This window comes from Streptomyces sp. NPDC086766, assembly GCF_044746005.1.
GTDB lineage: Bacteria > Actinomycetota > Actinomycetes > Streptomycetales > Streptomycetaceae > Streptomyces.
Window position 1 is genome coordinate 258,821 of sequence record NZ_JBIVBI010000011.1, and the last position, 10,359, is coordinate 269,179.

The 10,359-nt window shown below is 71.6% G+C and carries 8 protein-coding genes, 1 rRNA gene and 1 pseudogene; 7 read left to right on the plus strand and 3 right to left on the minus strand.

Annotated features, from left to right (window positions below):
• Nucleotides 1–148: 148 nt before the first annotated feature.
• Nucleotides 149–1,086, minus strand: a pseudogene (locus ACIPM1_RS21765) (oxidoreductase).
• 89 nt (nucleotides 1,087–1,175) lie between these two features.
• Between ACIPM1_RS21765 and ACIPM1_RS21770 the strand changes: the two are divergent.
• From ACIPM1_RS21770 to ACIPM1_RS21800, 7 genes are all read left to right on the plus strand, one after another.
• Entirely contained in the window at nucleotides 1,176–1,778 is a 603-nt protein-coding gene (locus ACIPM1_RS21770) for a TetR/AcrR family transcriptional regulator (RefSeq protein ID WP_402437100.1), read from the plus strand.
• 381 nt (nucleotides 1,779–2,159) lie between these two features.
• Nucleotides 2,160–2,468, plus strand: a complete 309-nt coding sequence (locus ACIPM1_RS21775; RefSeq protein WP_014673544.1) for a hypothetical protein — start codon at nucleotides 2,160–2,162, stop codon at nucleotides 2,466–2,468.
• Between the two features lie 227 nt (nucleotides 2,469–2,695).
• On the plus strand, nucleotides 2,696–3,544 hold the full coding sequence (locus ACIPM1_RS21780; protein ID WP_402437102.1) for a hypothetical protein: 849 nt from the start codon (nucleotides 2,696–2,698) through the stop codon (nucleotides 3,542–3,544).
• Nucleotides 3,534–4,880: a hypothetical protein gene (locus tag ACIPM1_RS21785; RefSeq protein ID WP_402437104.1), complete on the plus strand. Its 1,347-nt coding sequence runs from the start codon at nucleotides 3,534–3,536 to the stop codon at nucleotides 4,878–4,880. Before ACIPM1_RS21780 ends, ACIPM1_RS21785 begins: the two co-directional genes overlap by 11 nt.
• On the plus strand, nucleotides 4,877–6,436 hold the full coding sequence (locus tag ACIPM1_RS21790; RefSeq protein WP_356186510.1) for an SCO6880 family protein: 1,560 nt from the start codon (nucleotides 4,877–4,879) through the stop codon (nucleotides 6,434–6,436). Before ACIPM1_RS21785 ends, ACIPM1_RS21790 begins: the two co-directional genes overlap by 4 nt.
• 14 nt (nucleotides 6,437–6,450) lie before the next feature.
• A complete protein-coding gene (locus ACIPM1_RS21795) occupies nucleotides 6,451–7,875 on the plus strand; it encodes an ATP-binding protein (RefSeq protein WP_402437106.1) in 1,425 nt (474 codons plus the stop codon).
• Between the two features lie 10 nt (nucleotides 7,876–7,885).
• Nucleotides 7,886–9,505: a type VI secretion protein gene (locus tag ACIPM1_RS21800; RefSeq protein ID WP_402437108.1), complete on the plus strand. Its 1,620-nt coding sequence runs from the start codon at nucleotides 7,886–7,888 to the stop codon at nucleotides 9,503–9,505.
• Nucleotides 9,506–9,548: 43 nt separating this feature from the next.
• On the opposite strand, the gene ACIPM1_RS21805 is transcribed toward ACIPM1_RS21800, so the two are convergent.
• A complete protein-coding gene (locus ACIPM1_RS21805) occupies nucleotides 9,549–10,115 on the minus strand; it encodes a GNAT family N-acetyltransferase (RefSeq protein ID WP_402437110.1) in 567 nt (188 codons plus the stop codon).
• Nucleotides 10,116–10,186: 71 nt separating this feature from the next.
• Nucleotides 10,187–10,303, minus strand: a 5S ribosomal RNA gene (rrf, locus tag ACIPM1_RS21810).
• Between the last annotated feature and the right edge of the window lie 56 nt (nucleotides 10,304–10,359).

The following is a 10,359-nucleotide window of genomic DNA, read 5'->3' on the forward strand; positions in this document are numbered from 1 at the left end:
CCCGCCCGCGCCGGACCCCGCCCGGCCGGTGTGAGTCCGCCCGATCGAAACCGCCGTACCCGGAACCGTCGCAGCCGGATCCGTCGTGGCCGCGACCGTCGCGGCCCGACCGACCCGCTGAGCTCCGGATTCCCCGTCCGCCCCTGCGTCACACCCCGGCCGTCAGGGGGAAGCGCACTCCCGTCAGCTCCTCCGAGACCGTCCACAGCCGGCGGGCCGTCTCGGGGTCGCTCGCGGCGGGCGTGCGTCCCACCAGCGTGGGGGCGCCCCGCATCTCCGCCGGGCCGCCGGGGCCCACGTAGCTCGCCCCGGGCAGGTCCTGGGTCGCGGCGTAGAGCGTCGGCAGGGCGCCCGCGCGGTCGTCCTGGGCCAGGAACCGGTTGCCGACCTGCATGACCGCGCGCACGACCGGGTTGGCGGCGTGGTTCTGCAGATTGGTGGCCGCCCAGCCGGGGTGGGCCGCCACGGCGCGGACGGGCGAGCCGGAGTCGGTCAGCCGGCGCTGGAGTTCCAGGGTGAAGAGCAGGTTCGCCAGTTTCGACTGGGCGTAGGCGCGTTGCGGGGTGTAACCGGCGTCCTGGTTCAGGTCGTCGAAGTCGATCCGGACCCGGCCCCAGCGGTGGGCGCTCGAGGACACGGTGACCACGCGGCCGGTGACGCGCGGCAGGAGCAGGTTCGTCAGCGCGAAGTGGCCCAGGTGGTTGGTGCCGAACTGCGTCTCGAAGCCGTCCTTCGTCCGCTGCTTGGGAGCATCATGACGCCGGCGTTGTTGATCAGCAGGTCCAGCGTGGCCGTCCAGGAGGCGGCGAAGTCCCGCACCGAGGCCAGGTCGGCCAGGTCCAGGCGCCGGACCTCGGTGCTGCCGGAGATCCGGCTCGCGGCCGCCCGGCCCCGCTCCTGGTCCCGTACGGCGAGGACCACGTGGGCGCCCGCCCGCGCCAGCGCGTCGGCGGCCGCGAAGCCGATGCCGCTGTTGGCGCCGGTGATCACGGCGGTTCGGCCGGAGAGGCCGGGAAGGTCGGTCGTGTTCCAGGTGTGCCTGCGCGGAGGGCGCGCGCCGCCCGCGGCGGAGGTGGTGTCAGCCATACCCGCAATGTAGGCGTCGCCAACAATGCTGTCAACGACAACAATGGTGACGGCGACAACCATGCTGGCATCGACTACATCGGGTTACCATGACACCCATGCCATCCCAGCGCCCCTACCACCACGGAGACCTGCGCGCCGCCCTGCTGACGGGCGCCGAGCGCACGCTGCGTGACCGGGGGGCCGCCGCCCTCTCACTGCGCGAACTGGCCCGCGAGACCGGCGTCAGCCACGCCGCGCCGGGTCGGCACTTCAAGGACAAGCAGGCCCTGCTCGACGCCCTGGCGCTGACCGGTTTCGAACGGCTGGCGCAGGCCCTGGAGGGCGCCGACGAGCCCGCGCGGCCACTGGAGCGGCGGCTCGCCGCGCTGGCGCGCGCCTACCTCGGGTTCGCCGTCGACAACGCGGCACTGCTGGAGCTGATGTTCGCCCGCAAGCACGATCCCGACGTCTCCGAGCAGCTCGCCGCCGCCGTCGACCGGTCCGTGGGGTCCTTCACCCGGCTCATCGCGGACGCGCAGCGGCGGGGCGAGATCGTGGCGGGCGACCCCGAGCGCATCACCCTCGCCGCGGCGGCCGGCATCCACGGCCTCGCCGCCTTCGTCGCCAACGGGAGCCTGCCGCCCGACGAGGCCCTCGCCGGCCTCGACGAGCACGTCCACCTCCTGCTGCACGGCCTCCGGCCCCGCTGACGCCCCCTCAGCCGCCGGGACGGCTCACGCTCCCCGACTCCGAAGCGTGAGAACATCGAGTCGACCCCTCACTCGACCGGCCGTCAGGAACCGCGCCCAGCAGGAAAAGGGTCAACGACGGAACCACACGACAGGTTTCGGTCCTTCTTCATTGCCCGGCGTGACCTGCCGTGATACACAGAGTGACCACACCCGCCTTCGTTCACCTCCCCACGGCCGTCCGACCGCTCGGCACGCGGCGGTGGCAAGGTATTCGTACGAAACCCGCCAACCAATGACGCCAAGTCGACATGCCTGGGCGTGATTGTCGGCGAGAATGAGGCCTGACCTCTGCACGCCCGCAGGGGGACGCGGAACTACCCAACAGGGGCGGTGACTTACATGCTCTTTGCGGCCGACAAGGGAGACATCAACACCATCATCGGCGGGATCGCTCCGGACTGGGGCCCCTTCGGCAGCCTGGGCAACGAGGCGAAGGTGATGATCGAGGTGGTGATGGCGGTGGCCATCCTGCTCTGCCTCGGCATCGCCGTCTGGGGCGCCGCCAAGCAGCGCATCGGCGCCACGGCCCTGCGCGACACCTTCAGCGCCGAACAGGGCAAGGGCCTCATCATCGCGGGGCTGACAGGGGTGTTCATCATCGGTTCGCTCGGCACGCTCTTCACCATCGTGTACGGCATGGCCGTGTAACCGGCGCATGACCCGCGCGCGCGTGCGCATGCCACCCCACCGGCGACGTCGGCCGGTGCCCCCGGGCGCGCCCGGTGCCCCCGCCGCCCCCTCCCACCCACCGTGCCCACCGGCCGAGGTTGCGTTTCCCTGATGTCGAGTCATTACACCGCGCCCGCGCGGGAACCAGCACGGCTACCGTCGTACTTCCACGCGTTCCGGTACGAGGTCGAGGGGGCGTACGGGGCATGAGTCTCGGAGACGAGCACGGATTCGGCGATTCCGCGCGCGCCGACGACGGGTACGGGGGCAGCGGGCAGACCCGCACACGGCTCCCCGAGCGGGCCGGCGACCCGTACGGAGGCGCGCGGCGCGGGGGCCGCTCGTCCTCGCGCAGCCTGGTCACGGTGGTCGGCGTGGTCGTGCTCCTCATCGCCGCGATCGCCTTCGCGAACCGTGGAGGCGACGGTTCCGCCGCCCGGGACACCCCCCGCGACCAACCGAGTACGGCCCCGACGGCCGCCTCGGGGGAGCGACCGGTACGGACGAGGACGGGCGGGGTCCCCTCCGGGTTCGCGCACGACGGCGGGGGAGCCCAGTCGGCAGCGGCCAACTACGCCGTGGCGCTGGGCTCGACGGACATGTTCAAGAAGGACACCCGGCACGCCCTCCTGGACCTCCTCTACACCCCCCAGGCCGCAGCAAGGCTCCAGGAGCCGATGGACCAGGCCTACTCGACCGACTTCCTGAACAAGATGGGCCTGAACGCCAACGGCGAGGCGCCCGCGGGGAACACGTTCGTCTCCCGTGTGGTGCCGGTCGGCACCACCGTCCAGCAGTACGACGCCGGCAACGCCAAGGTCGCGGTCTGGTACACGGGGCTCATCGGCATGGCCGGGGAGCGCTCGACCGACCCGGTCACCGCGACCTGGAAGACGTGGACCTTCGACCTGCAGTGGTCGGGCGGCGACTGGAAGATCGTCTCCGACGCGCAGAAGGACGGCCCCGCCCCCGTCCCCGGTGACGACAAGGCCGCCACCTCCGACGAGATCCGCAAGGCCACCGAAGAGTACGGAGGGTTCACGTATGCCCGGTAGCAAGCAGCGGCTGCTCGAGCTCGCCGGAGTCGTGGCGGCCGTACAGACGTGGGCCGTGCTCGCGGCCACCCACGTGTTCGCCGCGCCCTCACCCACCCCTTCGCCGTCGGCCAGCAAGAACCCCTGCGACCTGATCGTCGGCGACGCCAGGAAGTACTGCGAGCGGGGCAACTCCTCGAGCTCCAAGGGCCTGACCACCGACCCCTCCGCCCCCACCTCCGCCCTCGACCCCCTCTCCTCCCTCGCCAAGGGCTGTGCCGACGCCGCCTCCTGGACCATCGGCAAGCTCAGCAAGGCCGTGAAGGAGACCGCGAACGTCGACTTCACCAACCCCAAGTTCCTTCAGCAGTACGCCGTGGTGTTCGCCGCGTCGACGATCCTGACCCTCGTGCTGTGGCTGCTGGCCGTGGCCAAGCGGGCCGTCCGCGGAGTCCCCCTCTCCACCGCGATCTCCGAGGCCGTCGGCTTCCTCTGGCTGACCGTGCTCGCCTCCGCCTTCACCCCGCTGATCCTCTACACCGTCGTCTCGGCCGCCGACGGCGTGTCGGACGTCCTCGCCGGGGCCACCGGCGACCAGGCCGACACCTTCTTCGGCACCTTCTCCGCCGCCCTGGACAAGGGCGACAGCATCGGCGGCGGCCCGATCATGCTGATCGTCGTCTCCCTCGTCTCCATCCTCGCCGCCGGCGTCCTCTGGCTGGAGCTCGTCCTGCGCGCCGCCCTGCTCTACGTCGGCGCCCTCCTCGGCACCGTCGTCTACTCCGGCCTGGTCGACAAGAACCTCTGGGGCCACGTCCGGCGCTGGGCCGGCATCATGATCGCCGTCATCCTGGTGAAGCCGGTCATCGTGATCGTCCTCGGCCTGGCCGGCGCCCTGTCCTCGGGCGACGGCGGCCCCGGCGCCTTCTCCGCGGTCGTCTCCGGCCTCGCCATCATCCTGCTCGCCATCTTCGCCAGCGCGATGATCTACCGCTTCGTCCCCGGCTTCGGCGACGAGATCGCGGCCGGCCGCAACAACCGCATCATGCAGGGCGCCGAGGGCAAGGCCGCCGCGGTCATCAGCTCCCCGGCCTCCCTGGTCGCCCAGGGCATCAAGACCCACAGCACCCGGGCCGACAGCCACGGCGGCGCAGGCGGCGGCCAGTCGTCCACCCCCCGTCAGGCCAACCCCGCCTCCGGAGGCGTCGCCGCGCACAGCTCGCGCGTCCCGGACGGCGGCGGCGGATCCGTCCCCTCCGCCGCACCCGCTCCCCGCGCCCCCAGCCCGGTGAACACCCCGCACGCCAGCAGCACCCGCAACAGCACCAGCAAGAGCCCGGGAGGTGAAGGGCGTTGACGGCCGAGTCCCACGTGTCCCATACGGTCACGCCCCGCCGTACATATCTCATCGGCCGCGCCCGGCCGAACGCCATCGTCGGCCGCAACCGCGAGTCCGGCGAGATCGCCCTGATCATCGCCGGAGCGTTCCTCGGCATGATGTGCGGACTCCTCGTCCCCGTGCTGTCCGCGCGCATCGTGCTGCTGACCGGCTTCCCGCTGCTGGCACTGGCCGCGGTCTACGTGCCCTACCGGCACCGCACGTTCTACAAGTGGTTCGAGATCAACCGCACCTACAAGCGCACCGTCAAACGGGGCGCCGCCTACCGCTCCGGCGCCGTCGAGGCCGGCACGCGCCTGGACGGGCGGGAGATCGAGGTCGGCCCGCCGCCGGGCATCGGACGCATCAGCTGGCTCGCCGCCCCCTTCGGCCCCGACGAGATCGCCGTCCTGCTGCACGCCGACCGCAAGACGGTCACGGCCTGCATCGAGATCGAGGGACCCGGCGTCGGCCTGCGCGACTCCGAGGACCAGGAGGCCCTCGTCGACCGCTTCGGCACCCTGCTCAAGCACGTGGCCAACGGCGACGGCTTCGTCACCCGCCTGCAGATGCTCGCCCGCACCCTGCCCGCCGACCCCGACGCCCACGCCAAGGACGTCTCGGTCCGCGGCGACGAGCGGGCACCGCGCTGGCTCGCGCGCTCCTACGACCAGTTGCAGTCGATGGTCTCCACCAGCAGCGAGCAGCACCGCGCCTACCTCGTCGCCTGCATGCACTACACGCGCGACCTCGCCGCCGAGGCCCAGGCCATGGCCCGCGCCGTCCGGCCCCAGGGCGGCCGCAAACTCGACCGGGACGCCGGCCTCGCGGTCGTCATGGCCCGCGAGCTCACCGACATCTGCTCGCGGCTCCAGGAGGCCGACATCCGCGTACGGCAGCCGCTCGGTCAGGGGCGGCTGGCCTCGCTGATCCACTCCATGTACGACCCGGACCACCCGATCGACCACATCCAGGCGATGACCCAGCGCAACGCCTGGCCGGCCGAACTGGACGCCATGGAGCCGACCTACCTCCAGGCCAAGACCCGCGAGTCGTCCACCCGCGAGCCCTGGTGCCACGCCACCGCCTGGATCAAGGAGTGGCCGCTGACCCCGGTGGGCGTCAACTTCCTCGCCCCGCTGCTCGTGCACACCCCGGACGTCATCCGCACCGTCGCCGTGACGATGGACCTCGAACCCACCGAGGTCGCCATCGAGCGGATGCTGACGGAGAAGACCAACGACGTCGCCGACGCCAGCCGCGCCGCCAAGATGAACCGCACCGTGGACCCGCGCGACGTGGCCGCCCACCAGCGCCTCGACCAGCGCGGCGACGACCTCGCCAGCGGCGCGGCCGGCGTCAACCTCGTCGGCTACATCACCGTCTCCGCGCGCTCCCCCGAGTCCCTCGCCCGCGACAAGCGGACCATCCGGGCCTCGGCCGGAAAGTCGTACCTGAAGCTGGAGTGGTGCGACCGCGAGCACCACCGCGCCTTCGTGAACACGCTTCCGTTCGCCACCGGAATCCGACGGTAGGGGCTGATGCTCTGATGCGGGACCCGCTGACCGCCCTCACGGACGCCTTCACGTCCTTCCTGTTCGGGAAGGTCGAGACGACCCGGCTGCCGGTGCGCACGTCGACGGGACAGGCCCAGGCGGTCTACCTGCCGACCGCCGCGCCCGGCCTCGGCGACTCCGGCGTCATCATCGGCCGCGAGGTCTACTCCGGAAAGGGATACATCTACGACCCCTTCCAGCTCTACGGCCAGCAGCTCCCCGCACCGCACTGGCTGGTCCTCGGCGAGTCCGGCAACGGCAAGTCGGCGCTGGAGAAGACGTACGTCCTGCGCCAACTGCGCTTCCGCGACCGCCAGGTCGTCGTCCTCGACGCCCAGGGCGAGGACGGCGTCGGCGAGTGGAACCTCATCGCCGAGGAACTGGGGATAACGCCGATCCGGCTGGACCCGACGGCCGCCCTGAACCACGGCATCCGGCTCAACCCGCTGGACCCGTCGATCACGACCACCGGGCAGCTCGCCCTGCTGCGGACCATCATCGAGGTCGCGATGGGCCACGGCCTCGACGAGCGCTCCGGCTTCGCGCTCAAGGTCGCGCACGCCTACGTCAACGAGACGATCGTCGAACGCCAGCCGGTGCTCACCGACATCGTCGAACAACTGCGCCACCCCGAACCGGAGTCGGCGGAGGCGATGAACGTCGCCCTGGACGACGTACGGGCGTGGGGCCTGGACGTGGCGCTCGTCCTGGACCGCCTGGTCGACGGTGACCTCCGGGGCATGTTCGACGGCCCCACGACGGTCGGCATCGACCTGGACGCCCCGCTGATCGTCTTCGACCTCTCCCACATCGACCGCAACTCCATCGCCATGCCGATCCTGATGGCGATCGTCGGCGTGTGGCTGGAGCACACCTGGATCCGCCCCGACCGGAAGAAGCGCATCTTCCTGGTCGAGGAGGCCTGGCACATCATCAACAGCCCGTTCGTGGCCCAGCTGTTCCAGCGGCTGCTGAAGTTCGGCCGCCGGCTCGGCCTGTCCTTCGTCGCGGTCGTCCACCACCTGTCCGACGTGGTGGACGGAGCGGCGGCCAAGGAGGCGGCCGCGATCCTCAAGATGGCCTCGACCCGGACGATCTACGCCCAGAAGGCCGACGAGGCCAGAGCGACCGGACGGGTCCTCGGCCTGCCCCGCTGGGCCGTGGAGATCATCCCCACGCTGACCCCCGGCATCGCGGTGTGGGACGTCAACGGCAACGTCCAGGTGGTCAAACACCTGGTCACAGAGACCGAACGCCCGCTGGTCTTCACCGACCGCGCCATGACCGAGTCGTCCAGCGACCTGGCCGAGGACGACGCCCTGCGCGCCGCCGAACGGGAGGCGGAGGAACGGGCGGCCGCCTTCATGGAACAGCACATCACCGACCTGGACGGCTCCTCCGAGTCGACGGTCGCCTAGGAGGAGGCGCGTGCGACCGGACGACCGCGAGCGGGGACAGGGCCGCCCGGACGGCCAGGGAGGCATCCCCGACGGACTGCTGCTCGGCCTCCTCGCCTTCCTCCTCGGCATGACCGTGCTGGTGTGGACGGCCACCGGCCTCGCGGGCCTGTTCGCCCAGGGCGCCTGGCCGCCCGGCGTCACCTTCGCCCGTACGCCCCTGGCCATGCGCCACCTCATCGGCGCGCCGCACGACATGCCCGGCGCCTGGCCGGACTCCCCACCCGAAGGGCTGTCGGGGTACGGCCTGTTCTGGGGGCTGTTCATCGGGCAGTTGATGGTGCTGCTGGTGCTGACCGTGTTCGTGATGGGCACGGTGGCCCGGTGGAGAGCGGGCCGGACGCGAAGACGCGCGGACCGGGCGGCGGCACGGAACGAGCCGGGGCCCGCGGAGACCGCCTCGGCGCCGACTCCGGCCCACCACGAGGTCCCGATCCAGAGAACGACCTCGGCGCCCGGCCAGCCGCCTCTCCAGCCCCATCTGACGCTCCCCCAGCCGGACATCGAGGGCATCGAGGCACAGCAGCCCACGGACGTGCCGCAGCCCGCGACACCGGCACAGGTGGCGACAGCGGCGGCGGTGGACGCCGTGCCCGCGTCGACCCCGGCGCCGGCACCGGGTCCCGAGCCCTCCGCCGCCCCGGTCGCCGCCGAACGGGTGGGCGGCCGGGAGCGCGTCGTCGTGGCCCCGAGAGAGCGCCGTCAGACCGCAGCGGCCCAGGCGATCCGCGACGCCGAGGGACCCGCCCTCGTGGTCACCTCGAACCCCGCCCTGTGGCAGGACACCAAGGACTCCCGGGCGAAACTGGGCCCGGTCCTCCTCTACGACCCCGCCCATCTCTGCGACACCCCGGCCCGCCTGCACTGGTCCCCCACCTCGGGGTGCGAGGACCAGACGACGGCGGCCGCCCGGGCCGCCGCGCTCCTGGCGCCGGTCCGCCCCACGGCCAAGATCGACCGGACCCTGGCGGAAACAGCGGAACTCCTGCTGCGCAGCTACCTGCACGCCGCCGCGGTCGACGGCCGCACCGTCCGCCACGTCCACCGCTGGTCCCAGGGCACCCAGGTGCAGGAGGCCGTCCGCGCCCTCCGTACGAACCCCAAGGCGGCGCCCGGATCGGCGGGCGAACTCGAGTCCGCGCTCACCTCGCACCCTCAGCGCCGCGACGTCGCACAGGAGTTGACGAGCCGTGCGCTGTCCGCGCTCCTCACGGTCAACATCCGGGAAGCCTGCACTCCAAACCGAACTGATGCGCTCGCCTTGGATTCCTTCGTGAGCGAAGGGGGCACGCTTTATGCGGTGGGGGAATCCATCGAGGATCCCCGGACCCAGCCGGGTGCGATGCCCTTCCTGACGGCACTCGCCTCAAGCGTGGTCGAGCGCGGCCGGCGCATGGCCGAACGGTCATCCTCCGGTCGGCTCGACCCACCATTCACCCTGGTCCTGGACGACGTGGCGGCCGTGGCTCCCCTCCCCCGGCTGCCCGAGCTGCTGGCCTCGGGAGTGGACCGGGGCCTGCCGACCCTGGCTCTGCTCCGCTCCCGCGAACAGGCCCGCAGCCGCTGGCCGCAGGACGAACTCCCCGTCTGAACACGGTGACCCACCGCGCCGGCGGAGAGCTTCGGGAACCACCTCAGGGACGCTCGAGCACGTACTCCAGCTCCGACTCCGCCGAGCCGCCCGCCAGCGGCACGGTCACACCGCTCGGCAGGAAGCCCACCCTGCGGTAGAAGCGCTGCGCCCGCCCGTTGTCCTCGTGCACGATCAGCCGGACGCGCTCCACCCCGATCCCCCAGGCCCACTCCAGGGCCTCCACGAACAGCACCTCGGTCAGGCCGCACCCCCGGTGCTCCGGCTGCACGAAGACGCCGACGACATGGCCCTGGCGCCGCTCGACCGGGAAGCCGGCCCAGTCCGTCGTACCGGCCTCCTCCACCAGCACGGTGACCGTCCCGACCCATGTGCCGTCCGGCGCCTCGGCGACGAACTGCCGGGCACCGGTCGCGCCCTCCGCAGCGCCGGCCGCCCGGTCCTGCCAGAAGGAGTCCGGCTCGGCCGCGGCCTGCTCGTAGGTCTGCAGGAACGCCAGGTGCGCCACCGGGTCCTGGAGCGCGAGGAGCCGCAACGCCTTCACCGCGGGCCACTCATCGGCCCGTATGGCACGGACCAGGTACTTCTCGTCGCTGTCGAGGCTGCTCATGGGCGCAACCGTAGTGCAGGCAAAAGAAAAAGGCCCACACCATTTCTGGTGTGGGCCTTTTCCCAAAATTTGTTCGGCGGCGTCCTACTCTCCCACAGGGTCCCCCCTGCAGTACCATCGGCGCTGTGAGGCTTAGCTTCCGGGTTCGGAATGTAACCGGGCGTTTCCCTCACGCTATGACCACCGAAACACTATGAAACTGTGAACGCCACACCGCCTCTTACAGCGGGGCTGTTCGTGGTTT

Coding starts and splice junctions, on each gene's coding strand:
- ACIPM1_RS21770 (WP_402437100.1), top strand. CDS start 1,176: ATGACACCCATGCCATCCCAGCGCCCCTACCACCACGGAGACCTGCGC.
- ACIPM1_RS21775 (WP_014673544.1), top strand. CDS start 2,160: ATGCTCTTTGCGGCCGACAAGGGAGACATCAACACCATCATCGGCGGG.
- ACIPM1_RS21780 (WP_402437102.1), top strand. CDS start 2,696: ATGAGTCTCGGAGACGAGCACGGATTCGGCGATTCCGCGCGCGCCGAC.
- ACIPM1_RS21785 (WP_402437104.1), top strand. CDS start 3,534: ATGCCCGGTAGCAAGCAGCGGCTGCTCGAGCTCGCCGGAGTCGTGGCG.
- ACIPM1_RS21795 (WP_402437106.1), top strand. CDS start 6,451: ATGCGGGACCCGCTGACCGCCCTCACGGACGCCTTCACGTCCTTCCTG.
- ACIPM1_RS21805 (WP_402437110.1), bottom strand. CDS start 10,115: ATGAGCAGCCTCGACAGCGACGAGAAGTACCTGGTCCGTGCCATACGG.